This window comes from Kribbella sp. NPDC048928 (assembly GCF_043197975.1).
GTDB lineage: Bacteria > Actinomycetota > Actinomycetes > Propionibacteriales > Kribbellaceae > Kribbella.
Genome location: NZ_JBICUC010000001.1, coordinates 669,982 through 696,438, shown reverse-complemented (window position 1 = coordinate 696,438; position 26,457 = coordinate 669,982). Strand labels below are relative to the sequence as shown.

22 protein-coding genes are annotated in these 26,457 nt (G+C 67.3%); 16 read left to right on the top strand and 6 right to left on the bottom strand.

Annotation, left to right across the window (positions count from 1 at the left end; all coding sequences use genetic code 11):
• The first annotated feature begins 164 nt into the window (after nucleotides 1-164).
• Nucleotides 165-833 carry a sigma-70 family RNA polymerase sigma factor gene (locus ACGFI6_RS03225; RefSeq protein WP_393114938.1) on the top strand — a complete coding sequence of 223 codons (669 nt, stop codon included), beginning with the start codon at nucleotides 165-167 and terminating at the stop codon, nucleotides 831-833.
• 5 nt (nucleotides 834-838) lie between these two features.
• Here the strand turns inward: ACGFI6_RS03225 and ACGFI6_RS03220 are convergent, their stop codons facing one another.
• The 3 genes from ACGFI6_RS03220 to ACGFI6_RS03210 are packed head-to-tail and all read right to left on the bottom strand — an operon-like array spanning nucleotide 839 to nucleotide 2,848.
• Nucleotides 839-1,159, bottom strand: coding sequence for an STAS domain-containing protein (locus tag ACGFI6_RS03220; protein ID WP_393114936.1), 321 nt, complete (start codon nucleotides 1,157-1,159; stop codon nucleotides 839-841).
• Nucleotides 1,156-2,016, bottom strand: coding sequence for an alpha/beta fold hydrolase (locus tag ACGFI6_RS03215; RefSeq protein WP_393114935.1), 861 nt, complete (start codon nucleotides 2,014-2,016; stop codon nucleotides 1,156-1,158). The genes ACGFI6_RS03220 and ACGFI6_RS03215 overlap by 4 nt, the downstream gene beginning before the upstream one ends.
• A 58-nt stretch (nucleotides 2,017-2,074) precedes the next feature.
• A complete protein-coding gene (locus ACGFI6_RS03210) occupies nucleotides 2,075-2,848 on the bottom strand; it encodes an SDR family NAD(P)-dependent oxidoreductase (RefSeq protein ID WP_393114934.1) in 774 nt (257 codons plus the stop codon).
• A gap of 194 nt (nucleotides 2,849-3,042) precedes the next feature.
• On the opposite strand from ACGFI6_RS03210, the gene ACGFI6_RS03205 reads away from it, so the two are divergent.
• From ACGFI6_RS03205 to ACGFI6_RS03195, 3 genes are read left to right on the top strand one after another with little or no spacing between them, the layout of a single operon-like run.
• Nucleotides 3,043-3,777, top strand: coding sequence for an SDR family NAD(P)-dependent oxidoreductase (locus ACGFI6_RS03205; protein WP_393114933.1), 735 nt, complete (start codon nucleotides 3,043-3,045; stop codon nucleotides 3,775-3,777).
• Between the two features lie 31 nt (nucleotides 3,778-3,808).
• Entirely contained in the window at nucleotides 3,809-4,372 is a 564-nt protein-coding gene (locus ACGFI6_RS03200; protein WP_393114932.1) for a GNAT family N-acetyltransferase, read from the top strand.
• Nucleotides 4,373-4,376: 4 nt separating this feature from the next.
• Entirely contained in the window at nucleotides 4,377-5,711 is a 1,335-nt protein-coding gene (locus ACGFI6_RS03195; protein ID WP_393114931.1) for an NAD(P)/FAD-dependent oxidoreductase, read from the top strand.
• Here the strand turns inward: ACGFI6_RS03195 and ACGFI6_RS03190 are convergent.
• Both ACGFI6_RS03190 and ACGFI6_RS03185 read right to left on the bottom strand, forming a co-directional pair.
• The gene (locus tag ACGFI6_RS03190; RefSeq protein ID WP_393114929.1) at nucleotides 5,689-6,918 is read right to left on the bottom strand and encodes an MFS transporter; all 1,230 of its coding nucleotides are present in this window, start codon (nucleotides 6,916-6,918) and stop codon (nucleotides 5,689-5,691) included. The two genes, ACGFI6_RS03195 and ACGFI6_RS03190, sit on opposite strands and share 23 nt — an antisense overlap.
• 100 nt (nucleotides 6,919-7,018) lie before the next feature.
• Nucleotides 7,019-7,987 carry a magnesium and cobalt transport protein CorA gene (locus ACGFI6_RS03185; protein ID WP_393114928.1) on the bottom strand — a complete coding sequence of 323 codons (969 nt, stop codon included), beginning with the start codon at nucleotides 7,985-7,987 and terminating at the stop codon, nucleotides 7,019-7,021.
• A 272-nt stretch (nucleotides 7,988-8,259) separates the two neighbouring features.
• Here ACGFI6_RS03185 and ACGFI6_RS03180 point away from each other — a divergent pair, with 272 nt between their 5' ends.
• The 6 genes from ACGFI6_RS03180 to ACGFI6_RS03155 all read left to right on the top strand — a co-directional run bounded on the left by ACGFI6_RS03180 (nucleotide 8,260) and on the right by ACGFI6_RS03155 (nucleotide 15,569).
• Entirely contained in the window at nucleotides 8,260-9,249 is a 990-nt protein-coding gene (locus ACGFI6_RS03180; protein WP_393114926.1) for a hydroxyacid dehydrogenase, read from the top strand.
• Between the two features lie 122 nt (nucleotides 9,250-9,371).
• Nucleotides 9,372-10,664, top strand: a complete 1,293-nt coding sequence (locus ACGFI6_RS03175) for an extracellular solute-binding protein (RefSeq protein WP_393114925.1) — start codon at nucleotides 9,372-9,374, stop codon at nucleotides 10,662-10,664.
• Nucleotides 10,661-11,602, top strand: coding sequence for a carbohydrate ABC transporter permease (locus ACGFI6_RS03170; protein ID WP_393114924.1), 942 nt, complete (start codon nucleotides 10,661-10,663; stop codon nucleotides 11,600-11,602). The genes ACGFI6_RS03175 and ACGFI6_RS03170 overlap by 4 nt, the downstream gene beginning before the upstream one ends.
• The gene (locus ACGFI6_RS03165) at nucleotides 11,599-12,480 is read left to right on the top strand and encodes a carbohydrate ABC transporter permease (RefSeq protein ID WP_393114923.1); all 882 of its coding nucleotides are present in this window, start codon (nucleotides 11,599-11,601) and stop codon (nucleotides 12,478-12,480) included. Before ACGFI6_RS03170 ends, ACGFI6_RS03165 begins: the two co-directional genes overlap by 4 nt.
• 40 nt (nucleotides 12,481-12,520) lie before the next feature.
• Nucleotides 12,521-14,482 (top strand): DUF2264 domain-containing protein, encoded by a 1,962-nt coding sequence (locus tag ACGFI6_RS03160; protein ID WP_393114922.1) that lies wholly within the window; start codon nucleotides 12,521-12,523, stop codon nucleotides 14,480-14,482.
• Nucleotides 14,483-14,492: 10 nt separating this feature from the next.
• A complete protein-coding gene (locus ACGFI6_RS03155) occupies nucleotides 14,493-15,569 on the top strand; it encodes a LacI family DNA-binding transcriptional regulator (RefSeq protein ID WP_393114921.1) in 1,077 nt (358 codons plus the stop codon).
• 19 nt (nucleotides 15,570-15,588) lie between these two features.
• Here ACGFI6_RS03155 and ACGFI6_RS03150 read toward each other — a convergent pair whose 3' ends face one another.
• A complete protein-coding gene (locus ACGFI6_RS03150) occupies nucleotides 15,589-18,354 on the bottom strand; it encodes an Ig-like domain-containing protein (RefSeq protein WP_393114919.1) in 2,766 nt (921 codons plus the stop codon).
• Between the two features lie 252 nt (nucleotides 18,355-18,606).
• Here ACGFI6_RS03150 and ACGFI6_RS03145 point away from each other — a divergent pair, with 252 nt between their 5' ends.
• The 6 genes from ACGFI6_RS03145 to ACGFI6_RS03120 all read left to right on the top strand — a co-directional run bounded on the left by ACGFI6_RS03145 (nucleotide 18,607) and on the right by ACGFI6_RS03120 (nucleotide 26,456).
• The gene (locus tag ACGFI6_RS03145; RefSeq protein ID WP_393114917.1) at nucleotides 18,607-19,812 is read left to right on the top strand and encodes a PucR family transcriptional regulator; all 1,206 of its coding nucleotides are present in this window, start codon (nucleotides 18,607-18,609) and stop codon (nucleotides 19,810-19,812) included.
• A 141-nt stretch (nucleotides 19,813-19,953) separates the two neighbouring features.
• Nucleotides 19,954-21,366, top strand: coding sequence for a serine hydrolase domain-containing protein (locus ACGFI6_RS03140; protein ID WP_393114916.1), 1,413 nt, complete (start codon nucleotides 19,954-19,956; stop codon nucleotides 21,364-21,366).
• Nucleotides 21,367-21,380: 14 nt separating this feature from the next.
• Nucleotides 21,381-22,784 carry an MFS transporter gene (locus ACGFI6_RS03135; protein WP_393114915.1) on the top strand — a complete coding sequence of 468 codons (1,404 nt, stop codon included), beginning with the start codon at nucleotides 21,381-21,383 and terminating at the stop codon, nucleotides 22,782-22,784.
• A gap of 23 nt (nucleotides 22,785-22,807) precedes the next feature.
• A complete protein-coding gene (locus tag ACGFI6_RS03130; RefSeq protein WP_393114914.1) occupies nucleotides 22,808-24,253 on the top strand; it encodes an amidohydrolase family protein in 1,446 nt (481 codons plus the stop codon).
• Nucleotides 24,253-25,212 carry a dipeptidase gene (locus tag ACGFI6_RS03125; RefSeq protein WP_393114913.1) on the top strand — a complete coding sequence of 320 codons (960 nt, stop codon included), beginning with the start codon at nucleotides 24,253-24,255 and terminating at the stop codon, nucleotides 25,210-25,212. The genes ACGFI6_RS03130 and ACGFI6_RS03125 overlap by 1 nt, the downstream gene beginning before the upstream one ends.
• Nucleotides 25,209-26,456, top strand: coding sequence for an NAD(P)/FAD-dependent oxidoreductase (locus ACGFI6_RS03120; RefSeq protein WP_393114912.1), 1,248 nt, complete (start codon nucleotides 25,209-25,211; stop codon nucleotides 26,454-26,456). The genes ACGFI6_RS03125 and ACGFI6_RS03120 overlap by 4 nt, the downstream gene beginning before the upstream one ends.
• Nucleotide 26,457: the final 1 nt, after the last annotated feature.

The window sequence follows — 26,457 nt, the reverse complement described above, 5'->3', positions numbered from 1 at the left end:
CCGTTCTGTGACACTGAAACGATCAGTAGATGCCTTTTGGGTCTGACGATCGGGACAATTGGACCGCGTCGCAAATGGACGGTATCGTCCATGTTATTGTTTCGTCGATCAGCACGGACGTGCCGGACCTGTGGTCGCTACGGTGCGTTGATCGGGAGATTCCAGTGAAGAGAGAGAGTTCCGAGTCCTTGACGCCGGTGCGGGTCGTCTCTGCGGAGGTCGCAGGGGAGAACGAGGTCTGGGTCCGCGAGTTGAGCGGCGACGGCGACCAGCGCGAAGGCGCGAGCCGTCGCCTGTACGAGGTGCTCCTGCGGGCGGCGAGATCAGAGGTCGGGCGGCGCGCCTCGAGGCTGCGGCTCGCCGGACCGGAGTTGGACGACATTGCGCACCATGCGGCCGCGGACGCGCTGCTGACGATCTGCGGCAAGGTCGGGACGTTCCGCGGTGACTGCAAGTTCACCACCTGGGCGTACAAGTTCGTGATCTTCGACGTGGCCGCCAAGATCAACCGGCACTTCTGGCAGCGCGCCGGCGTAGCGTTCGACGACGAGGACTGGGAGCGGCTACCGACCCGGCTCGGCATCGGGCCGGAGGCGCATGCCGAGAGCCGGGATCTGATGGAGGCCGTGCATCGCGCCGTCAACGAGACGCTGACGGCCAAGCAGAAGTTGGTCTTTGTCGCGTTGGTACTGAACGGCATGCCGACCGATGTGCTCGCCGATCAGCTCGGCTCGACGCACAACGCCATCTACAAGATGATGTTCGACGCCCGCCGCAAGCTGCGGACCGCCCTGGTCGAGGCCGGCTACCTACCCGAGCAACAGCTCGCCTGAGCGGCTCACCGATCGCCGCAGTACGAGAACCCCTGCCTCGACAGGGCTGCCGTCACCGTCGGATGCGTCGCGCTGAGATACAGCCGGCATCCCGCGATCCAGCAGTGTCGCTGGATCTCGTCGACGAAACCAGGCAGGTCGAATCCTGCCGCGAGGCCGGTCACCCTGCTGAGATCGAGCAGTACGGCCTCCGCGAGCACGGCGAGGTCGTGGAACTCGGTCCGGACCGCCATCGCGGTCCGGGCGTCGAACTCCCCACAGACGGCGATTCTCGCCAGCCGGTCCTCGATCATCAGCCGGACCCGCCACGGCTTCGTCAGCATCACGGCTTGACGGACTCGTCGTAGAACGTACGGATCTCGTCGGCGATCTGCTCGAGGCAATCCTCGAGCGCGAAATGCCCGGAGTCGAGGCGGACCAGTTTCGCGTCGGGGAGCTCACGCAGGTAGGCCTCTCCGCCGGCGGGGGTGAAGAAGATGTCCCCCTGGCCCCAGAGGATCAGCGTTCTCAGCTGATCGCGGCGCAGTCGCGCCTGCCAGGCCGGGTACCTGGCGAGGTTCGTCCGGTAGTCGGAGAACAGTTCCAGTTGCGCCTTGCGCGCGTCCGGCCGGGCCAGGAAGTGCAGGTCGAGGTTCCAGTTGTCCGGGCTGATCTTCGCCGGATCCGGATGACCGGTGAGGTAGATGGCCCGCACCGTCTCCGGTTCGAGCAGGACGTCGACCGGTGGTTCGGTGCTGCGGCCGGCCCAGAGGCCGTTCCGCAGCCCGTCCCAGAGCTCGGTGAGCCCTTCCTCGTAGAGATTGGCGTTCTGGATGATCTGCCACCGGAACCAGTCCGGATGCAACGAGATCAGCCGGTTGCCCACCGGACCGCCGTGAGCTTGCATGTAGAGGCCCATCGGTCCGGTGAAGTCGATGGCCAGCAACGTCTCGTCGACGATCTCGGCGAGATGGTCGAACGTGTACTCCCAGCCGTCCGGATCGGGCAGCTCGGTGTTGCCCGAGCCGGGGTAGTCGATCGCGAGCAGATGGAACCTGCCGGCGAGCGCCGGCATCAGGTTCCGGAACTGGTGGGACGAGGCGGGGAACCCGCCCAGCAGCAGGAGTTTCGGTGCTCCCGGTTTGCCGGCCTCGCGGTAGAAGACCTCCAGCCCACCCGCGGACACGGTCCGAAAACTCGTCATCGACACTCCACACTCGTTCCAGCCGGATGTGATCGACTGCGCGCCCGGCCGCGGGGCGTCAGTTGCGGCCGGCCATCACGCCGCCGTCGACGTTCAGGATCGTTCCGGTGATCCAGCTCGCCTCCGGTGAGAGCAGGAACACGATCGAGGACGCGATGTCCTGCGCGGTTCCGACCCGTCCGAGCGGGTGGAAGCCGTCGAAGCTCTTCACGGTCTCCTCGAGCTTGTCGGCGGGGACGAAGCCCTCGTACAGCGGCGTGGCCACGACCGCCGGCGCCACCGCGTTGACCCGAATGCCGTCGGCGGCCAGCTCCATCGCCAGGTTGTGGGTCAGTGCGTGCAGGCCGGCCTTCGCCATCGAGTACGCGGTCGCCGGCGTCGCCGCGATCGCCTGGTGGGCCCACATGCTGCCGATGTTGACGATCGCGCCGCCGGAGCCTGCGGCCTGCATGCCCCGTACCACCGTCTGGGTGAGGAAGAACGTGGCCCGGCTCAGCTCCAGGTACGCGTCGTAGTCCTCCTGGCTGTAGTCGAGGAATCCCTTGGGGATGAAGAAGCCGGCCGCGTTGACCAGCAGCGTCGCGTCCGCGTGCTCCGCGGCGAGCTGCGCCTGGACGTCCTCGACCTGCTTGCGGTCCGCGAGGTCCGCGGTGATGCCCCAGGCCTTGCCCTTCTTGCCCAGCTCGGCGACCGTCTCGTCGACCTTGGCCTGCTGGCGCCCGACGATCACGGCGTCGGCGCCTTGCCCGACCACGTCACGGGCCGTCTGCAGTCCCATGCCGCTGCTGCCACCGACCACGATCAGCTTGCGACCTTCGAAGTATCCACTCATGACCGTCTCCCTCGATCCGTACGGGCCGGAATGACCCGAACGCCCTACTTGTGTGCCGATCGAGGGGCCGGCCTTACCGCCTCCGATGATCCTGATCGCGGCGCGTTACGTAAGAGACAGGTGCTGTCCGGACTCCAACTAACATGCATGGAAGTTTGAGCCCGGCACGGGCCTTCGTCGACAGAGTTGCTTTGGTGACAGGCGCGGGCCGCGCGGTCGGCCGGGCCATCGCCCAGCAGTTGGGTGCCGCCGGTGCGGCTGTCGCGGTGGTCGCGGGCTCGCGTGCGCGCGCCGAGGCCACAGTGCAGGCGATCCGGTCGGCCGGGGGCGAGGCGTCCGGGTTCGCCGCCGATCTGGCCGATCCCGGGTCGATTCCCGGCCTGGTCCAGAGCGTCGAGGAGGTGTTCGGCGAGGTCGACATCCTGATCAACAACGCCGCCACGGTGGCGCCGCTGGGCCCGGTGGCGAATCTCGATCCGGCGGCCGTACTGCGTGCCCTCAGCATCAATGTCGCGAGTGTCGTGACGCTGTCCGGCGCGGTGATCCCGGCGATGCTCCGGCAGGGCTGGGGGCGGATCGCCAATGTCTGCGGGGTCGTCGGCGACCTGGATTCCTGGCCCGGTGGCAACATCTACGCGGCCTGCGTCGCCGCGCTGGAGGCACACACCGCGTACCTTGCGACGGAGCTGGTCGGGACCGGCATCACGGTCAACGCCCTCCGCGCCCAGAAGATGGGCGAATCACTGCGGACCTGGATCGCGGCGATCGATCCGGAAACGATCGACGACCCGCTGATCCGCCGGTTCGTCATGAGTCAGAAGCACGCCGGTGGCGCCGACTCCGGCCGGCAGGCCGCAACCCTGCTGCATCACCTGGTCACGGCCCAGACCGGCCAGGTCTGGAACGTCGCGTACGACTCGACGGACTGAGCGAAATCTCTCTCACGACAGGATGGTAAAGATGGCAGTGATCGCTGAAAGCGAGCGGCTCGCGATTCGGGACTGGGCGGAAGCCGACGCGGAGGCCGCCCTGGAGATCTTCGGATCCGCCGACGTGGCGCGGTGGCTGGCGCCGGAGCTGGGCCGGGTGCCGAACAAGACGACCATGCGGCTGCTGCTTCGCGCCTGGATCGCGGCCGCCGAGAATCTCGTTCCGCCGGCTGGGCGCTGGGCGATCGTCAGCAAGACGGACGGTCGAGTGATCGGCGGACTGCGGCTGGGCCTGCTGCCGCCGTTCGAGGAGGACTTCGAGATCGGCTGGCAGCTCGCTCCGGCCTTTTGGGGCCAGGGATTCGCGACCGAGGCGAGCCACGCGTTGATGCGCTGGGCGTTCGCGACCGGGACGATCGACGAGTTGTACGCGGTCGCCCGGCCGCAGAACGTTCGCGCGTGCGCCACCGCGCGGCGGCTGGGCATGGAGTGGGTCGGTGAGACCGACAAGTACTACGGCCTCGCGATGCAGGTCTACCGCATCCGCGCCGCCGAGCTCGACGGTGCTGAGCAGGCGCACCGGAAAGGAGCGTGACGTCGTGCGCAGGATCTTGATCATCGGTGGTGGGTACGCCGGGTTCTACACGGCATGGAAGCTGGAGAAGAAGCTTCGGCGCGACGAGGCCGAGGTGGTTGTGGTCGAGCCGCGGCCGTACATGACGTACCAGCCGTTCCTGCCCGAGGTGGTGGCGGGTTCGGTCGAGGCGCGGCACGCGGCGATCTCGCTACGCCGCAATTTGCGCCGGACCAAGCTCGTGACGGGCATGGTCAACCACATCGGGCACGACGCGCGGACGGTCGTCATCCGGCCGGCGCACGGTCCGGACTTCACGATGACGTACGACATCCTCGTGGTCACCGCGGGCGCAGTGACGCGGACGTTCGACGTACCGGGAGTGGCGGAGCGCGCGATCGGGATGAAGCACGTCGAGGAGGCGGTCGCGATCCGGGACCGGGTGCTGACCGCGTTCGACGAGGCGGCCGGACTGGAGCCGGGGCCGGACCGGCGGCGGCTGCTCACGTTCACGTTCGTCGGCGGCGGGTTCTCCGGGGTGGAGGGATTCGCCGAGCTGATGTCGCTGGCCGAGGCGCTGGTCAAGTACTACCCGACGCTGTCGGTCGACGATCTCGCGTTCCACCTGGTCGAGGCGTCCGGGCGGATCCTCCCGGAGGTCACCGAGAAGCCTGGCCGCTGGGTGGTGCGGATGCTCGAACGCCGTGGAGCACAAGTGCATCTGAACACCACGATGGACTCGGCGGAGAACGGCCACGTCGTCTTGTCCGACGGCTCGACGTTCGACTCGGAGCTGATCGTGTGGACGGCGGGCAACGCCGCGACCCGACTGCTGCGCAACCACACCGACTTGCCGCACACGCCGCGAGGGCTGGTCCAGGTACGGGCCGATCTGCGCATCGGTACCGACGAGACGTTCGTGCCCGACGCGTGGGCCGCGGGCGACGATGCCGCCGTACCCGATCTCACGTCGCCGGGCGCGTTCACGGTGCCGAACGCGCAGAACGCCGTACGAGAAGGAAAACGGCTGGCGAAGAACCTGATCCGGGCGCTGCGCGGGAGGGAACCGAAGAACTACCTGCACCACAGCTTCGGTTCGATCGCGACCCTCGGGCTGGGGAAAGGCATCTTCCAGTACCGCGGTCTGGTCATCAAGGGTCTGCCGGCGTGGCTGATGCACCGCGGGTACCACGTACTGTCCATCCCCACCTGGGATCGCAAGGTACGGGTCTTCTCGACCTGGCTGACCGCGTTCTTCTACGGCCGCGACATCGTCTCGCTCAGCTCGGTCCAAACACCCCGCGAAGCCTTCCAGCTCGAGGCTACGGCGACCTCACTCAGCTCGGATCGCTCGCACTAGCGTCGGACGGGTTGCGCGCGGCGACGGTGGTGAATGCGGTCGAGAGCAGCGCGAGTGCGGCGTACCCGAGGGCGATGTGCGGCAGCGAGAAGACGCCGGTCAGCTGTGCGGAGATCAGGCTGGGAACGGTCGCCCCGGTGTAGCTGAGGAGGTAGACGACGGCGAAGATCGGTGCTCGGTCGGCCAGGGCGCTGCCGTACAGCAAGCCACGAGTGGCGGCGCTGATGGCGATGCCTTGAGCAGCTCCAGCCACCATGGTTGCCACGATGAACAAGGGGAGTGTGCCGGTGGTGACCGCGATGATGATGCCGATCCAGCCGGCCAGGAATGCGATCATGCCGATCCGTTGAGCCGCGGCCGGTGCGAACCGCCCGCCGATGGGGGCGCCCAGAGCACTGGGGCCCATGTAGGCGGCGAACGACAGTCCGAGTACGAGCGCGTTGCTGGTGTGAAGCTGATCGGCCACGAGTGCCGGTACGAAGGCTTGGTAGAAAGCGCCGGTCGCCCAGGTGGCCAGGAGTACGGCTGCCGTGGCGGGAAGCAGGTGCCGGACTCGGGCCGGTACGCGAGCGCTCGGGCGCATCGATTGCCACGCGCCCGGCTTCGGGGTGAGGGTCTCCGGGCTGATGGCGATCAGTGCGATGGACAGCAGGAGCAGGCCGATGACGACCAGATAGACAAGGTCCCGTCGCCACGGGCCGAACTGGACCAAGGCACCGGAAGTGATCGCGCCGAGGGCCAGGCCGAGCATGACTGTTTGGCTGGAGGCAACGGACGCCAGCCAGGCCGGCCTGGCTGGTGCCGCATCGACGATGTACGCGGTGATGCTGCCGCTGGCCAAGCCGGCGCCGAGGCCCATGACGAGCCGGCCGGTGATCAGGATGCCGATGTGATGCACGTTCAGCAACAGCAGGCAGCCCACGACGAGCAGGCCGAGACTGGCGATCGCGGGCGGCCGTCGACCGACGTGATTGGACAGTCGCCCCAGGACCAGCAAGGTGCCCAGAGTGGCGGCGGAGTAGGCGACTACGGTCAGGGAGATGCCGGCGTTGGTGAACCCGTCCTCGGCCCGATAGATGTTGAAGAGCGGGATCGTCGAGCCGACGGTGGCAAAGACCACCGTCAGGGCGATGACACCGGACACGAACGCCAGCCGGAGCCCTTGGTCTTTGTGCCGCAGCTCGATCACCGGTGCCAGCTTCTGCATGAGCCACGCCTCTCGTCAGTCCTGAACAGTGCCCATCTCATGAGCGTCGGTCAGCCGGAGAGTCTTACCAATCGCCCGCTTTCTCGGGTACCTGGCGAGATCAGAGCCAGCCGGAGCGGCGGAAGTTCGCGTAGAGGGCGATGCAGCCGGCCGCGATCAGGGCGAGGACGACGAAGTAGCCGTACTGCCAGTGGAGTTCCGGCATCCGGTCGAAATTCATGCCGTAGATCGCGCTCACCACCGTTGGCCCGGCGGCGATCGCTACCCAGGCGGAGATTCGGCGCATGTCGTCGTTCTGCTGGACCGAGACCCGGGCAATGTGCGCATCCAGCGCCGAGCCGAGCAGTTTGTCGAGGGAGTCGGTCTGCTCGCACACGCGGGCGACATGGCCGGCGACGTTGCGGAAGTAGACCGCCGCGTCCGGGTCGACGAGCGGGACATCGGCGCGCGCGAAGCGTTCGATCGGCTCGTGCAGCGGGACCACTGCCCGCCGCATCTCCACCACTTCACGTTTCAGCATGTAGATGCGTTCGGCTTCGCTCGTACAACTCGCTCCGAAGACTGCGGTCTCGATCGCGTCCACGTCGGTCTGGATGAATCCGGTCACGGACTCGTACCGGTCCACGACGGCATCACAGATCGCCCACAGCACAGCTGCCGGGCCGTGCGTCAACGCGGTCGGCGTCTCGTCCAAGGTGGTGCGTGCCTGCTCCTGGTCGCTGCGATCACCGTGCCAGACGGTCACGACGTAGTCCGTACCGACGAAGACGCTGACCTGACCGGTCTCGACCGCGTGTTCCTCCTCGACATAGCGCAACGTGCACAAGACCACCGCGAGATCGTCTCCGTAGCGCTCGATCTTCGGCCGCTGATGCGGCGTCTGCGCGTCTTCGACGGCCAGGTCATGCAGCCCGAACAACTCCTGCGCCTGCCGCAACTCGGCGTCCGACGGCTCGTGCAGGTCAACCCACGCGAACCCTGCCCCAGCAGCCAGCCGCTCCGCCGCCACCGCCGCGGGCCCACCACCCTGCCGCCGCCCGCCGACATAGACCTCACTGTGAACAATCACTGCCCAACCACCCAGCACCTCCTCAAACCAACCCCACCCCTTCGTTGCTCCCCAAGCCCGACTTCTTACGCCAACCCCCACCCCGGCCCGGCCGGGCTTTGGGGAGGATTTCGTCCCGAATCGGGCAGAAGATCCTCCCCAACCCTCATGGAGGCGCGGGGTGGACAGGGCGCGCTGGGTAGTGGCAAGCGTTTGCACAGGGGGTGGACGGTGCTTAGGGTGGCGATAGTTGGATAGAAACGTTTCTGTTGTTACTGCGGCGAAGGGCTCTTATGGTTACGCCTACGGTCTACCTTGATGTACCGCCTGGGCTCGAGGGTGAGTTGTTCGCGGATGAGGCGCTGGAACGGCTGGCGCGCCTGGCGCGGCTGATCCGGCGTGACGAGGTGCCATCGGACGACCACGAGGATCGGCGACTGCGTTCCGACATCCTGGTGACCGGGTGGGGATCGAGACCGTTGCCGGCTGCAGCAGGGCCTTCGGATCGGCTCAAGCTTGTCGTACACAGTGCGGGCACGATCCGTTCGCTGGTGCCGTTGTCGCTGCTGCACGGGGTCCGCGTCAGCCAGGCGTCGGCCGGGATGGCGCAGTCCGTGGCCGAGCTGGCCCTGTACATGACGATCGCGCGGCTCCGCGATCTCGATCGCGTCGACCGCTCGATGACGGCCGCCCGCTATTGGGGTGCGGCCGACTTCGGTCTCGGTCGTACGTTGGCCGAGACCACGGTCGGCGTGGTCGGAGCGAGTCGTGTCGGGCGCGCTTATCTCAAGCTGGTGGTGGCCGCCGGCGCAGACGTACTGGTCCATGATCCCTACCTGAGCGAGCGCGACGCCAAGGAGATCGGGGCCCGGCCGGCGCCGCTCGATGTGCTGCTCGAGCAGTCGACGGTCGTCGCGCTGCATGCACCGGTGCGGCAGGAAACCAGGCACATGATCGACGCGCGGCGTCTCGCGCTGATGCCCGACGGCGGACTGCTGGTCAACACCGCCCGCTCGGCGCTGATCGATACGGCGGCATTGCTAGCCGAGCTTCGTACGGGCCGCTTGAGTGCGGCGCTCGACGTGTTCGACGAGGAACCGCTGCCGCCGGGCTCCGAGTGGTGGCAGCTGCCCAACGTTCTGCTCACACCGCACCTCGGTGCCCGCACCTGGCACTCGCGGCGCACCCAGGGCGCCATCGTGGTCGACGAGATCAGGCGGTACCTCGCAGGTCTCGAACTGCGGTACGAGGTCCGCCCCGAAACCTACGACCTGATGGCCTGAAAACAGGTCTCTGTTTCAGAGATCAATCTGAGGTATTGCGAAACGATACTAGAAATGCATAGTCTCTGCGGGAAACGCTTACCGCTGAGGTGGGGAGCGACCGACAGGGAGTGGTGAAGGTGATGCAGCGAGGATTGAAGGCCGTGTCGGCAGCGGCGCTGACCGTCGCCCTGATGGCGATCGCCGCGTGTTCGTCCGGCGGATCCGACGGGCAGGAGGGGCAGGACCCGGCGTCCGCGACCGGCACCCTGCGGGTCGTGGTGCCGAACTTCCCGGCGAACAACGAGGGGCAGGCGGTCTTCCAGGGGATCGTCGACATCTTCCACAAGACGTACCCGCAGATGAAGGTGGAGCCGGACTTCGTTCCGTACGACAACCTGAACGAGAAGATCTCGACCTCGCTGGCCGCCGGCAACAACTACGACGTGGTGAGCGCCGGCATCGGCTGGGTGCAGCCGCTCGCCGACCTCGGCGCGATCCAGTCGCTGACCAAGCTGGGAGTGAGCACCGAGGACCTGCAGAAGTCGGTGTACCCGGCCTTCGTGCCGCCGATGAAGTACCAGGACGACCTGTACGCGGTCCCGATCGTCGCCAACCCGCGATTGCTTGCCTACAGCAAGAGTGCGTTCGCCGAGGCCGGCCTCGATCCGGCGAAGCCGCCGCAGACCCTGGCCGAGCTGCGCGAAGATGCGAAGAAGCTGACGAAGCGCGACGGGAAGGGCCAGATCACCAGGACCGGCTTCGACTTCTGGGCGCCGGCCAGCAACTACCGGCAGCAGTTCGTCGCGTTCATGGGCGCGAAAGGCGGCGAGATGTTCACCGCCGACGGTCAGCCCGCCTTCAACGGCGACCAAGGTGTCCAGGCGCTGCAGCTCATCCACGACATGGTCACCGTCGACAAGTCCTCCCGGTACGGCTACCAGAACTCGGCCAAGACCGCCCTCGTGACCACTGGTGAGGCCGCGATGGGATTCGTCAGCCCGTACGTCGACTGCTCGACCGGCGGCGACGGGATCGGTGCCAAGTGCAAGGACCTCGTCTACTTCAACCTGAAGGACAGCAAGGAGGTCATGTACGTCGGCGGCCGGGTCGCCGCGGTGGGCGAGGGAACGAAGTACCCGAAGGCGGCGCTCGCGTTCGTCAAGGCGATGCAGGACCAGAAGTCGCAGGAGGCCATCTCGAAGCTCGACGTCGGCGTCCCGATCAGCAACACCGCCGGGGACAGCGAGTTCGTGAAGTCGAACCCGGCGGGTTCGTTCGCCTGGAAGAACCTCGACAAGGCCATCTTCGAGTACGGCGGCGCGACCTTCCTGGACTTCCGGTCGAAGTTCGGGCCGTCACTCGACGAGGTGATCCTGGGCCGGAAGTCGCCGCACGACGCGCTCAAGGAGCTTGACGCGGTGGCTCGCAAATGACCGCTCAGACCCTCGAGCGCCCGGTGGCAGGCCGCGTCGGTAAGCGTCCGGCCGGCCGCCGGCGCGGGGGAGTGGAACGGGCCAAGGCGCGAGCGGGCTGGTTGCTGCTTTCGCCGGCCCTGGTCCACTCGGTGATCTTCGTCGCGCTCCCGGGCCTGATGGCCGTCTATCTGAGCTTGACCAACGCGCGGGTGGCGGGCCGTGGGGACTGGATCGGTCTGCGCAACTACGCCGACCTGTTCGCCGACGCGCAGTTCAGAGATTCCGTACTGCGGACACTGCTCTACACCGTTGCCGTGGTCCCCGTGGCGATGGGCTTGTCGCTGGCGGTCGCGATCGCGCTCAACCAGAAGATCCCCGGCCGGGCTTTGTTCAGAACGCTCTTCTACATCCCCGTGGTCACCTCCACCGTCGCGGTCGCCTCTGTCTGGCTCTGGATCTACAACCCCGCGGCCGGGCTCGGAAACCAGGTGCTGTCGTTCTTCGGGCTCGCGCGATCGGGGTGGCTGACCGACCCGGACGTCGCCCTGCCGGCGTTGATGGTGGTCGGCGTCTGGCAGGGTCTCGGCGCCAAGATGATCATCTATCTGGCCGCACTGCAGAGCATCTCCAAGGACCTGATCGAAGCGGCCACCCTGGACGGTGCCTCGCGCTGGCAGACGTTCCGGCACGTCACCTGGCCGGGGATCGCGCCGGTGCACTTCTTCGTCCTGGTCACCTCGATCGCCGGCTCGTTCCAGGTCTTCGACCTGATCTACGTGACCACCGGTGGCGGGCCCGCGCACGCGACCAACGTACTGACCTTCGACATCTTCACCAACGCCTTCGAACGCCTGCACATCGGCTACGCCTCGGCGGAGACCGTGATCATGCTGGTGTTCGTGGGCATCCTGATCGGCCTCGGCCGGCTCAGCATGCGCAATCGGGAGGGCTTGTGAGTACCACTGTCCGGCTGCCGCGGCCGACGGCCGGCAAGGCGATCCTGGTCGCGTTCCTGGCCGTCGGCGGGTTCTTGATGATCCTTCCGTTCATCTGGATGGTCCTGACCTCGTTCAAGTCGCTCAACGAGGTCAACCACTTCTCGTGGCTGCCGGACCGGATCGAGTGGCTCAACTACGTGAACGCTCTGAAGGCGGCGCCGTTCGCGACGTACTTCCGCAACAGCCTGATCGTGGTCGTCGGCCAGACCATTCCGGTCCTGCTGCTCTCGACGGCGGCGGGTTATGCGCTCGCCCAGCTGCCGATGCGCGGCTCGCGGGGCATCCTGAACTACTTCATCATCTTGCTGATCGTCCCGTTCCAGGTGCTGATCGTGCCGCTCTTCCTGGTTGTACGGCGGATTCCGTTCGCCGGTGGAAACGACATCCTCGGCAACGGCGGTACCGGCTGGCTGAACACCTGGGCCGCGTTGATCGTGCCGTTCATCTCGGCTCCGCTGTTCACCTTCCTGGCCCGCCAGTTCTTCGTCTCGCTGCCGGCCGAGCTCGCCGATGCCGCCCGCGTCGACGGCGTGTCCGAGATCGGCATCTTCTTCCGCATCATGGCGCCGCTGGCCGCACCCGCCTTCGTGACGATCACACTGTTCAATGTGGAGTCGGCCTGGAACGGATTCATCTGGCCGCTGGTGGCGACCAGTTCGGAGAGCCTGCGGCCGTTGCAGTTCGGTCTGGCGACGTTCGCGCAAGGACAAGGCGGCGTGCAGTGGCCGTTCTTGATGGCGATGTCGGCACTGGCGACGGTGCCGATGATCTTGTTGTTCGTGTTCGGTCAGCGATACTTCATCGCGGGCATGGCCACCTCGGGAATCAAGGGTTGATCCCCGAACCTCAGCGCACCATCCGACGAACAGGTGATCGATGATTCCCGTACTGCCCGAGCTCCAGCTGTCCGGCCCGCTGGCCGCGGTACTGCCGGCGGAGGACCGCGAGCTCAGCCCCTACACCGGCCTGACCCGGCAGCATTGGATCGCGGTGGCAGATCACCTGCTGGCCTCGGCGGCCGCGTACCGGTCACCGCAGGGCGCCCGGATCAACTTCCCGGGACGCCCGTCCCAGCAGGGTCCGGCGACCGACGGGCTGGAAGGCTTCGCCCGGACCTTCCTGCTCGCGGCGTTCCTGCATGCCGGCGGCGCGGACCACAACGACCATTTGTCCAGGTACGTCGAGGGCCTGATCGCGGGCACTCGCACGATCGGTGCCGATGACAAGGAGTCGTGGCCGGTCGTCGGACACGTCGGCCGCGACGGTCAACCGCATGTGGAGGCCGCCGGGATCGCGCTGAGCCTGCACCTGACCAAGGCCGACACCTGGGGCCGGCTCTCCGCGGACGAGCAGGACCGGCTCGCCGACTGGTTCCGTGCGACCATCACCCGCGAGCCGTCGCCGAACAACTGGTACCTCTTCCCGGCGACGATCGCGAGCTTCCTCGAAGGTGTGGGGCGGGGCGACGACCAGACCCGGTACGTGATCGAGCGCGCCCTGGACCTGGTCGAGCTCTGGTACCGCGGTCAGGGGTGGTACTCCGACGGTGCCGGTGAGGCGTACGACCACTACGTCGGCTGGGCGATGCACCTGTATCCCGTACTGCATGCGAAGCTGCACGGTCTTCCCGAGCTGGACGTGCTCGGTGGACGCCTCGAGGAGTTCTTGCAGACCTTCGCCCGGACGTTCGACCGGAACGGTTCGCCGCTGTACTACGGTCGCAGCATGACGTACCGCACGGCGACCCTCGCGGCCGTCGCGCTGGGTGAGGCAGTCGATCGGACGCCGCTGACCCCCGGCCAGTCCCGGCGAGTCCTCTCAGCCGGCCTGCGGTACTTCCTTGAGCGTGGCTCGATCACGGACAACGGCGTGCTGTCGTTGGGGTGGCACGGGGAGCATCTGCCCACGCTCCAGCGGTACTCGGGTCCGGGATCACCGTACTGGGCGTCGAAGGGCTTCCTCGCGCTGATGCTGCCGGAGGACCATCCTGTCTGGACGTCGACCGAGGCCGAGCTTCCCGGCGACACCGAGGACTACACGCGTGCGCTGGACATCGGTTTGTTGATCCAGAGCACTGCGGCGGACGGGCTGGTCCGGGTTCACAACCACGGCAGCGACCATCTGAAGACCGACGCGGCCGACAGTGGTGCGCCCGACCCGCTGTATTCCAGGTTCGGGTACTCGACCCGTACCGGGCCGACGTCCCTGCACGATCCGGCCGACAACGGCATCCAGGTCCGGATCCGGGGTGTGTGGAGCGCCCGCCGGAAGATCCATCGCGTCGCCACGGGGGAGAACTGGGTGGCGTCCTGGCATGCGCCGCGATTCCCGAGGTTCTCGCCCTGGGAGGGCAGCGACGCCTCCGACGGCGGCCCGGTCCTGCCGTCGGCCCGCATCGAGAGCGTGACCGCGGTCCGCGGGGCGTTCGAGATCCGGATCAATCGGCTGGTCAGGATCCCACCGAACCTGCCGGTGCGCTTGTCCGGATGGGCCGCCGCGGCGCAGCACCCGCGGGACATCGCGGCCGAGGTCGACGGTACGACTGCGGTCGTCGTCACCGGTGACCTGCGATCCACTGTGAAAGGTCTGTACGGATGGGAGGCGGCCGGTACCTCATCCGCCTCGTACGGAACCGCGTACGGTGACTGGGCTGTGGTGCCCGAGCTGCTCGGTACGGCCTCGTCGAACAGCACTGTGTATGTTGCGATGGCATCGCTGAGCGGCGTACCGATCGAGAACACTGTCGGCGCGACGGTCGACGGCGGCGTGATCGCCGTCGAGTGGGACGACACGCGACAGGTGCTCGACCTCGACGCGATCTTTGCAGGCATCAGGTAGGAAGGACCCGATGGACGACACCGAGGCGGAACCGAAGCGGCGGAGCGCACCGACACTGCGCGACGTGGCGCGCCGTGCGCAGGTGTCGGTTGCTACCGCCTCGCGGGCGCTGACCAGCGACTATCCGGTCGCCGAATCCACGCGGGCCAAGGTGCTGCGAGCGGTCGAGGACCTCAACTACGCCGTCACGTCCCGTACCCCGAAGCGGAACCAGGCAGCCTCGCACGTCGCCATGGTGGTCTCGGATGTCGTCTCGCCGCTGCGCAGCCACGTCGCGACCGGTGTCGCGGAGGCCGCGGGTGACGCCGGCCGGCTGTGCTCGGTGTACATCACCGGCGGGGATCTGCAGCGCGAGGAACAGATCTTCGCTCGGCTCGAGGACGAGGACGACCTCGATGCCGTCATCCTGGTCGGTGGTGTGGAGCTCACCGACGCGTACGAGCAACGGATGTCGGCACATGCCCGGGCCTTGCACGCGCGCGGTGCGCAGCTCGTCCTCTGCGGCCGGCCGCCGCTGCCTGCCGGAGTGCCTGCGCTCGCGGTCGAGTACGACAACCGCGGTGGTGCGTACGCCGCGACGAGCCACCTGCTCTCGCTGGGCCACCGGAAGATCCTGACCCTGACCGGCCAGGAACGGTCGACGACGACCATAGGCCGGATGGCCGGCTACCGCTCGGCCCATGAAGACTTCGGTGTCGAGGTCGATCCCGCCCTGGTGATCCCCTGCCGGGCGGACCGCAGCGGCGGCTACCAGGGCTGCCGCCAGGCGCTGGCAGATCGTCTCGAGTTCACGGCGGTCTTCGCCCACAACGACGTGATGGCATCCGGCGTGCTCGCCGCCCTGCGCGAGGACGGGCTCACAGTTCCCGACGACATCTCACTGGTCGGGTACGACAACATCCCGGTCGCCCAGGAGCTCTCCCCGCCACTCACAACCGTCTACATGCCGCACGAGGAGATGGGCAAAGCAGCCGTCCGCCTGGCCCTCGAACGCCCCGAACCCGGCTCCGGCCGCGAACGCCAACTACTAGGCACCCACATAGTCATCCGAGACTCAGTCCGCCCCCTACCCGCATCCCACAGATAGGACGCGGGTAGGGGTTCACTCAGCGGCGTACGTCGAGAGTCAGCGTGGCCGTACCGGAATTGACCCACCCGTCGTTCACTTTCCACCTGACGGTGAACCGACCGGCCCGACCTCTGGCCGGGATGTAGGTGAACGTCCGGTCGGACCTGATCTCCAGTCGTCCCGCAGCCGGCTGGTTGACGACGATGAGCTGGAGCGGGTCAGCGTTCCCGTCACTGGCCGGCAGCACCCCGGTGACCGGCGTGAACCTGTCGGTCGAGTACGTCGCGTCGGCGGCCGTCGGCGCGACGTTGTCGCTCGTCAGAGTGATCACGTCGAGACCGATCTTCGGGTTCGACGACGCGGGGTTCTTACCGGTGCTGACGAACTTGAACCCGTAGCGACCGGTCACCGGGAACGTGACTCGTCCCAGCTCGGCAGACCGAATCACACCCGCGCCCGGATCGTAGGCGTCGATCACTTCGTCGAGCGGCTGCCCGTCCGATGCCGCAGGGTCGGACGGCCCGAGGAGCGCGGTACGGAACATTCCGCGGGCCGACCGGGCGTCGTAGCCCAGCCCGACGTCGTAGGTGCCGGCCTCGACGGTCGCGTAGAAGATCGCGTAGTCACCTGCCTGCAGGAAGTCGACGATGCTGTAGCGCTTGTTGCTCGCGGTACTGCTCGAACCTCCGGTCTGGTTGACCTTGACGACTCCGGGTTGGTTCGTGACGACGTCGGACGTGGACGGCTGCGCCTCGTCGTACCGGAAGAGCTCGGCCTCGAACGCCGGGTTCGGCTCGCGGTAGGCCGGAACCGTGCGCGGTGCGGGAGCGGGCGGTCCACCGGGCTTGTACTCCAGTTGCAAGCGGCTGATGACGGCACTCCCGCTTGCTTCGAGCTTGAAGAACCGGAACCCGGACGGTCCCGAGTAGTCGTACCTGGTCCTGGTGCCGTCGGCGTACGTGGTTTGCCGGGTCGGCAGTTCGTAGTACGCAGCGCCGTCCTTGGAGCCGTACAGCGCCACCTCGGCGGGGGCGTTGTACGCGTAGACCGCCGCACTGGTCAGTGTCCCACTCATCGCGTACTGCACGTTGGTGGAGGTGCCGTTCCGGCTCTTCAGCACGCCGAGATCCTCCTGCTGCGAGGAGTTCCCGTACGACTTCGCGATCACCGCGTTCGGCTCGTGGTCGTACGTCTTGGAGAAATCGAAAAGGTCGTCGACGATCCACTGCCGATTGACGACGACTCTGGCCGAGACGTTCGACGGTGCTGAGGTCCCGCTGCTGTTCTGGGCGATGACCCGGTAGTAGTAGGACCGGCCCGGACGTGCTCCGGTGTCATGGAAGAGGCTGCTGTACGTGGGCAGGTTGTCGTACACCACTCCGGCCGCTGTCCACGGGCCGCGCCTGGACTCGCTGCGCTGGACGGTGTAGCTCTGCGCGCCTGTCGACCCCTGCCAGGAGATGTGGCCGACGTCGGCGATCGGCAGCAGCCGCGGCACCGAGGGGACCGGCAACGCGGGTGGTGTGCCGGCGTTCCCCGCGATCGTCCAGGCTTTGGCCGCGAGGATCTGCTGGAGTGTCAGCTCGGTCTGGATCTCCGGCAGATACCCGGCAGATCCCGGGAATCCTGGCCAGTTGAGATCCTCGTACTGCGAGTCGGCGTCGGAATGTTTGTAGAAGCCGCCGTCGCGACTGTGGAAGCGGGTACCCCACCAGTTGGCGCCGCTGGCACCGTCCGCGATCAGCTCGTCGAGTAAGGAGGTGAGCGTGGCAGGTGCGGTGTACATCGCAACCTCACCAAGCACCAAGGCGGTCTTGCCTCGGGTCAGCTCGCGGATGATCCTGAGGGTCGGGGTACTTCCGATGTCGCCCGTCGTCGAGGTCCGGATGCCGGCGGGCAACCGGCTGTCGGTCGCCGGGCCGGTCAGACCGACGTAGGTGTGGTACGAGAGCACGTCGATGTTCGGGTCGTCGAGGTACTCGCCGTAGTCGTCGGCGATGCTGCCGGCAACGAATTTGACCACGTCGTCGGGCTTGTTCCGTCCGTCGATGAACAGTTGCTGCGGTGCGGTCGTCTTGACGAATCTGGCCAGATCGTGCAGCCAGGCCGCACGTTCGGGCTGGTGGTCGATGACGATCTCGTTGCCGGACTCCCAGCCCATGATCGCCTTGTCCGCCTTGTAGGTGACGCCGGTGTAGACATTCCTGCGGTTCAGCAGTTGGCCGACCATGTCCTTGAACCGCAGGTTGGCCCGACTGCCGACGGTAAAGAAGTTCTCGCCGTACGTCGACGTTCCACCGCGCAGCGTGGCCTTGTAGTTGACCAGCGGGATGTACAGCCGGACGCCCTCCTGGTTGCAGATCTGCAGCAGCTTGTCGAGTACCCGCATTGCGGTCTCGTTGAAGCTGACGTGGTCGCTGCCGGCCGGCGCATTCACCATCGAGTACGGCGCGGTGCTTTGGTCGGAGCCGTCGGTCACCGTGACGACGAACGTTCGCAGCACCTGACCGTGCATCTGCTTGACGGTCGCGACCGCGTCGCGGAGCTCGTACTCGTTCGGTAGCCGCATCGCAGAATCCGACTCGAACTGCTTGTTCGTGATCGTCTGCAGGATGTCGGGCATGTTGGTGGAGACGAACCGGAACTCGTCCGGTCCGTTCATCAGTCTGTCCCCGCTCCTGGTGATGAAGTGCTGCAGTACACCACCACCGACAGCGTGGGCGGTCTGCCGGCCAACAGCCAGCGGCACGACCGTGATCAGCACCATCAACACACAGGCCACTCTGGCCAAGAGATTCTTCACAGCCACTTGTCCCTTCCTCGCACACCACCATTGGCAAGCGCTTGCCGGGACACGATGGCATTTCTAGTATCGTTTCGCAATAGCCTGAATTAGTGGCAATCAATTCTCTAGTAACAAACAGAAACAGACATTCGAATCGAGCCGTGGCTGCGGACTGCGCGGTTGGCGCCTGAGTGCGTGCTTTGTGTCGTGTGTGCCAGCATCGGAGTGCGACGTTTGTCGCGTTCATGGCCCGGGCAGGGGGACGGACGCTTGAGTGATGAGTTGCAGCGGGTTGTGGACTCGTTGGCGGGGCGGTTGGGGCGGGCGGTGGCCGTGGACGACACGAGCTTTCGCCTGCTTGCGTACAGTGCGCAGGTCGGTGCGATCGACGCCATGCGTGCGCGGGTGATCCTGACCCGGGAAGCGCCGCCCGAGGGGCTCGCGTGGTTGCGCCGGTTCCGGCTCGGCCAGGCTTCCGGCCCGGTCCGCCTGCCACCGGACGCGGACCTGGGGCTGCTCTCGCGGGTGGCGATCCCGGTGCGGCACCAGGGCTTGCGGTTCGGCTACCTCTGGCTGATCGACACCGATCAGACGCTGTCCGACGAGGAGCTTGCGGTTGCCACGGTCGCTGCCGGCGATGCGGGGGAGGTGTTGTTCCGGGAGCGGGTCATCGACGAGCTCCGGGATGCTCGCGTGGGTGAGCTGGTCCGGGATCTCCTGTCGCCTGACGCGGAGGGGCAGCAGTTGGCGGCCGACGGGCTGATCGAAGGCGGGTTCTTCGCGTCCCGCGGCGGTGTGGTGGCCGTCGTCGTACAGCCGCTGCCCCTGGCCGGCGAGGAGGTTCACGAGGGGGACCGGCTGGCGCTCAGTGCCGCGCTCCACTCGACGGTCAGCACCCTTCCGCCGCGCGAGTGCTTGTCTCTGGTGCGACCACGCCACGCCGTCCTGATCCTCCCGCAGTCCACCCTCGCGCGGTTCCCGCGGGTTGCCCACGACCTGCGTACCGCAGTGCAGGATCGGCTCGGCGCGGGCGGTCGCTGGCGTGCCGTCGTGGCAGGGGTCGGTGGCGCTACGCAACGTTTTGCGGACGCTGGGATCTCTTGTGAGCAAGCGCTTGTGGCGATCAGGGTGGCCGACGTCGTCCCGACCTTCCGGCCCGTCGCGGAGTACGACGCCCTCGGCATCTACGGACTGCTCGCGTCCCAGCCCCTTGAACAGCTGGACGCGCTGAAGGTCCTGCCGGCGATCGATGCCCTGCTGTCTCCCGATCCGGAACTGCTCGTCACGGCCGAGCTGTTCCTCGACCGCGCGGGCGACTCACGCGTGGTGGCGGAGCAGCTCGGTCTGCACCGGGCCAGCGTCTACAACCGGATCCGCCGGATCGAACAGCTGACCGGATTCGATCTCTCCGACGGTGAGCAGCGACTCGTCCTGCACCTCGGCATCAAGGTGGCGCGACTGCTCGGCCGGGCCTGACCCACAGCTCGACAACTGTCGAGTTTCAAGAGCACCAACATCGACGTCTTGCGCGTGCGCAGAGCACGATGAACTGGCACTGTTCGATGAACGCCGACACAGCGGGACGTCGTCGGCCGACACCGATCAAAGGAACTCCCGATGGCCGATCTGGTCCCCTTGCGTGCGCAGCTCGCAGACATTCTCGCCGCGCAGTCCACCGCGACCGGTGTCGCCGGGGCGGTGATCGGCGTCGCGGTGGGCGGCGATCAGTTCTCGCTGGCCCACGGCACCGCCAACCTCAACACCGGCCAGGAGTTCACGACGGACACCGGCTGGTTGCTGGGCTCGGTCACCAAGCTGCTGACGACGACCGCGCTGCTGCGACTGGTGGATGCCGGAGCCGTCGACCTCGACGCTCCGGTGCGCCAGTACCTTCCGGAGTTCGCTCTCGCAGATACCGATGCGGCCGAAGTCATCACGGTGCGGATGCTGCTCAACCACACCAACGGCATCGACGCCGACGACCTGATGCCGGCTGCCGTCCGCGGGCGAGACGCCACCCGGTCGTACGTCGCCGAACTGCCTGACTTCGGTTGCCTGTTCGAGCCCGGTACCGGGCTGCACTACTCCAACCCCGGATTCGTTCTCGCCGCGCGGATCATCGAGGAGCGGACCGGGCTGCCGTACGAGCGGGCGATCCAGACCGAGCTCTTCGACCCGTGCGGCATGCGCGACGCCACCGCGGTCCAGACCCAGGCGTTCTTGCGGCCGACCGCCATCGGCGCGCGTGCCTGCGACGAGGCGGGATCGCTGCGGGCCACGTCGCTGTTCAGCCTGCCGGAGTCGGCCGCCGGGGCCGGCGCGACCCCGATCGTGACGGTCGCGGACATGCTGACCTTCGGCCGCATGCACCTGGCCGGAGGCCTGGCGCCCACTGGCCGCCGGGTGCTGTCGGACGAACTCGCGGCAGCGATGCTGACCCCGACCTTCGACCTGGGCCTGCCGTCGGCGCCGCCCATCGGCCTCGGCTGGTGGCTGGATCCCCTCGCCGGGACGACGGCGGCCTGGCACGGCGGCGGTTCACCGGGCGGCGCGTCGAGCTTCTGCATCGTCCCCGAACACGACGCCGTCGTCGTCACGTTCGTCAGCGGCCCCAACGTCTTGCTCAACGACACCCTTCACACCACCGTCATCGAGTACCTCACCGGTCATCAGGTTGACGTGCCGTTCGCTGGAGTTCCGGCGGACACCGACCCCGCAATCGCGGGGGAGTACGCCGCCTTCCACGTCGACAAGAGCATCAGCGTCCTCGACGGCAATCTGCTCGTACGGACAGCTGTCCCGTTCTACGACGAGGAACTGGAGAGCGTCTTGGACGCCTACGGGATGCCGCGCGCATCCAGCGTCACGTACGTACCGGTCGCACCCGGCCTCTTCAGGCCCGAAGGTGCCGACCCGCGAACCACGACTGGCTTCTACGGACGGCTCGGGCTGCTCGCCGACCTCCCTTCGGTGCCTGGACGTCCACGTGGCATCCACACCGGGCTCCGCTTCGTACCCAGGATCAGCTGATCAGGAGGCTGACAATGTCGACATCCCCGCTCGCCGTCGCAACGCAACGCAGTACCGGAACTGTTGTCACAGCCGTACTCGGCGGCGTCGTACTCGTTCTCAGTCTGCTCGAATCGATGCTCGTTCCGGCGCTGCCGCTGATCCAGCAGGGCGTGGGAGCTTCGACCGCTTCGATCACCTGGGTGTTCACCGGGCTGCTGTTGTCCGGTGCTGTCTGCACGCCGCTGATCGGACGATTGGCCGACATCTACGACAAGAAGACGGTCTTCCTGGTCGTCCTCGGGGTGGTCGTGGCCGGAGTGCTCCTCAGCGCCGTTGCGACCTCGATCCTGGTACTCGCGACCGGTCAGATCCTCCAGGGCGCCGGGCTCGGGTTCGCGCCGCTGGCGATCGGCATGCTGGGTGACACGCAACCGTCTGCCAAGGCCCGTACCGGCAACGGGCTGATCATCGGCATGTCCGCGCTGGGCTCGGTCGCCGGCCTGCTGCTGTCCGGACCGCTGTTGTCCGTCCTGCCGTACAACTGGCTGTACTGGCTTCCGCTCGCCGCGCTCGTGGCTCTCGGCCTGGCGGCCGTCGCGGTACTTCCCTCCACACCGGCCGGTGGCGACGGCAAGGTCGACTGGATGGGTGCGATTCTGCTCAGTACGGGGTTGTTCGCAGTGCTCATCGCTCTCACCGAGGCTCCGACCTGGGGATGGTCGTCGGCCCGGTTCCTCGGACTGGCCGCGCTCGGGATTGCGTTGCTGGCCGCGTTCACCACGGTCGAACTGACGACGGTGCACCCACTGGTCGATCTTCGGGTCGGCGGGAGGCCGGTGATCGTCACCTGTGCCGTCGCCTTCGCCGTCGGCTGGGCAACGTACGCGGTCTACCTCGCACTCCCGACCATCGTGGCGGCGCCCCCCGCCGCCGGATACGGACTGGGCGAGACACCCACCACAGCAGGGTTTCTGCTGCTCCCTCTAGGGGTGGTCGCTGCCGCCGCGGCCGCGCTGACCGGCAGGCTGGAACGCAGACTCGGCAGCAAGCCGTTGATGATCCTGTCGTGCCTGCCGGTCGTGGCCTCCTCGGCGATCCTGTTCCTTGCCCGTCACGACGGTGCGGTGCTTGCGCTCGCTTCTGGACTCGCCGGGCTCGGCATGGGCATCGGGCTCACCCAGGCGATGAACATCGTGTCGTCGTCGGTGCCCACGGAGCGGTTGGCGAGTGCGAGCGGCTTTCTCCTGGTACTGCGACAGGTCGGCGGGACGCTGGGCGCGCAGGTCTCGGGCAGTGTCCTGGCCGGCGACCTCATTCCGGGTACGCCCTTGCCGACCTGGTCGTCGTTCGGTGCGATCTTCGTGATCTCGACGGTGGTCGGCCTCGCCGCGATCGCAACCAGCCTGGCTCTCCCTCGCCGACTGGCCGGCGCATGACTCTTCGATCAGGAAGGAACGCAATGGCACTGCTGCTGACCGGTGCGACCGTCATCGACGGCGTGTCCGGCAAGGGGGTCGACGATCGAGCGATCCTGGCCCAGAACGGCCGCATCGCGGCGATCGGCCGGCGGGCTGAGCTGTCGATCCCGGCAGACACCGAAACCCTCGACTGCACAGGGAGGTTCATCATCCCGGGATTGATGAACGCCAACGTGCATCTGTTGGTCAACGCGCTGTTCGAGACGCTCGTTCGGTACGAAGGGCGCTACGAAGACCTGATCACCGAGGCCGCGCAGGTTGCCCTGAAGAGCGGCCTGACCACGGTCTTCGACACCTGGGGACCACGGCGGGCGCTGATGGCGGTCCGGGACCGGATCGACAGCGGGCTGGTCCCAGGCAGCCGCATCCGGTGCGCCGGCAACATCATCGGATTCGAGGGACCGTTCTCCGACGATTTCGACAAGCGGATCCCCGGAGTCGGCAGCGCGCACTTCGTCGACCGGGTGAACGCGATGTGGGTCGAGAACACCGGCCGGCACTTGATGTGGCTGACGCCGGATGCGGTCGGCGAAGAGGTCCGCCGGTACATCGACCGTGGAATCGACTTCGTCAAGTACGCGTCGAACGAGCACGGTGGGGCATCGGCCGGCGCCTTCATCCAGTTCTCGGAGCGTACGCAGCGTGCCATCGTCGAGGAAGCGCATCGGGCCGGGGTGACCGCGCAGGCCCACACATCCTCGGTCGAGGGCCTGCGGATGGCGATCGAAGCAGGTTGTGACCTGGTGCAGCACTGCAACACGACCGGACCTACCGAGATCCCACCGGAAACCCTCGAACTCCTCGCGCAGGGGAACTGCGGCGCCGTCGTGTTTCCGTTGACCGGCAGCGGCCTGAAGATCCTGAAGGAGTCCATCTCGGACTTCGAGTGGACGATCTGGAAGGCCTCGGACGCCAACGCCCGCAATCTGATCACCTCCGGGGCCACGATCCTGCTCGCCGACGACGGCGGCATCTTCGCTCCGGAAGTCCTGAACGACCCGATGATCAAGGGTTCCTGGAACGGACTGCCCGAGGACGAAGGCCTGGGCCGGCTGGCGACGGGTCATTTCGTCTGGCTTCGGGCGATGGAGGAGAAGGGCATGTCACCGATGGCGTTGCTGCACGCGGCGACCCGGAACATCGCGAAGGCGTACCAGGTCGACAACGACCTCGGCACCCTCGAGGTGGGCAAGATCGCCGACCTGTTGGTGCTCGACGCGGACCCGTTGCAGAGCGCCGAGAACTACCGCAGCATCCACGCCGTCATCAAGGACGGCGCCGTGGTCGATCTCGACGCGCTGCCGCAACAGCCGCTGCTGACCGCGGACCTTCCCTCGTCGCTCGAGGAAGAGGCGGCCTACGAGAGATTCCTGCACCACGGCCCGCGGTTGCCTGGTTGTCCTTCGTGCCTGAACGGATCGCACTGATGCGGGAACCTGCGTTGGTGTGGGAACAGCACTGCTGCCTGCCGCTCGACCCGGACACCGACGTCGACGAACTGTGGCGGTACGCCGAGGCGGGGGCGTCGTTCGTGTCGGTGAACGTCGGCTACGCGCCGCACGACGTTGCGGACACGATCCGGGTGCTGTCGGGATTCCGCCATCAGTTGCTCGCCAGACCGGATCGCTACCTCCTGGCTCGTACGGTCGCGGACGTACGGACCGCGAAGTCCACCGGGCGGCTCGCGGTCGCGTTCGACCTGGAGGACACGCGCCCGCTGGGTGGGCGCCTCGACCTGGTGCAGACCTACTACGAGCTGGGCGTGCGCACCATGTTGCTGACGTACAACCAGCGCAACGCCGCCGGTTCGGGTTGTCACGACGAGGTGGACGGAGGCTTGACGAAGTACGGCAGGGAAGTCGTGGCCGAGATGAACCGAGTGGGGATGGTGGTCGACACCGCGCACTGTTCGTACCGGACGTCGATGGACGTCTTCGCCGCGTCGGCCGCTCCGGTGGTGATCTCGCACACGGCGGCACGTGCAGTCCACGATCATGAGCGCAACGTCTCCGACGATCAGATGCTGGCATGCGCGGCGACCGGCGGCGTCGTCGGGATCAACGGCGTGGGAATCTTTCTGGGCGCCAACGATGCGAGTACTGAGGCGCTGGTGCGGCACATCGACCATGCCGTTGAACTGGTCGGTTGGGAGCACGTGGGGCTCGGGCTGGACTATTGCTTCGGCGGTGTCGACGCCGAGGTCGCCGGCAACCCCGACCTGTTCCCGCCGAGCTATGCCCAGTGGGACCGGGTGGAGTTCGTCGAGCCGGAGCGCCTGCCCGCCATCGCAGCCGCGTTGGTGGATCGCGGATATGCACCCGAGGCCGTTGCGGGGATCGCCGGCGGCAACTTCCTGCGGGTGGCCGAGGAAGTGTGGTCGGTATGACCGGACCGTCTTCACCTGGACGCGTCGTGGTCGTGGGCGCGGGAGTGGTCGGGCTCTCGTGTGCATGGTTCCTGCAGGAGCACGGCGTCAATGTCACCGTTCTCGACCGGTCGGCGGTGGGGGCCGGTGCGTCGTGGGGCAACGCCGGCTACCTCACGCCTGCCATGGTGGCGCCGCTGCCGGAGCCGGGGCTGCTGCGCGAAGGTGCCCGGAGCCTGCTCACCCGCGGATCGCCGGTCACCCTGAACCGGCGGTTGTCCGTTACGACACTGGCGTTCCTGGCGGGCTTCGTCCGGAACTCGACCGCGTCGCGTTGGCAGCGAGGGATGGCTGCTCTGGGTCGGCTGGCCGTGGACAGCCTCGGCGCTTTCGACGAGCTCGCGAAGGGCGGCGTACCGGCAGAGGTCAACGAGCGGGAGATCCGGATCGGCTTGACGGCCGGTCAGGACGCCGGGGATCTCGAGCACGAGTTCGCCGCCGCTCGCAGTTGTGGGCAGGACGTGGCGTACCGGACCTCCGTCGGGCATGAGTCGCCGTTCTCCGGCCGGGTTACCCGGGTCCTGCACCTGGAGGGCCAGCGGTTCGTTGCCTCGGGCCCGTTCCTGGACGCGCTGGCCGGCTCGGTCCGCGAACGCGGCGGTGAGATCGTCGAGGGCGCCGCTGTCCGGTCGATCGGGTTCGGACCCAATGGGCTGCAGGTCGACACCTGGGCCCAGCCGGCGTACCGGACCGATGCCGTCGTGCTGGCCACCGGTGCGTGGCTGCCGGAGTTGGCGCGTCGCCTCGGCGTCCGGGTGCCGGTCCAGGCCGGGCGAGGTTATTCATGCAGCATCCGGCTGGCCGATGCACTCGCGGGGCCGGTCTATCTGCCCGGTGTCCGGGTCGCGCTCACACCGTACGGCGACCGGGTCCGCGTCGCGGGCACCATGGAGATCGCCGACCGCGACGCGCCGTTCGACCGTCAGCGTCTGGAGACGATCCTGGACTCGATCCGCCCGCTGATCGACGGCGCCGACTGGGACGACGTACGCGACCCATGGGTCGGCTCCCGGCCACTGACGCCCGACGGCCTGCCAGTGATTGGTGCCACCAACGTACCGGGCGTACACGTAGCAGGCGGCCACGGCATGTGGGGCATCACACTAGGCCCAATCACCGCCAAACTCCTGGCCGAGCAGGTGGCGACCGGCGCAACCACCCCCGACCTCACCCCGTTCAACCCCCTGCGCGCGAGGTTCGGATGAG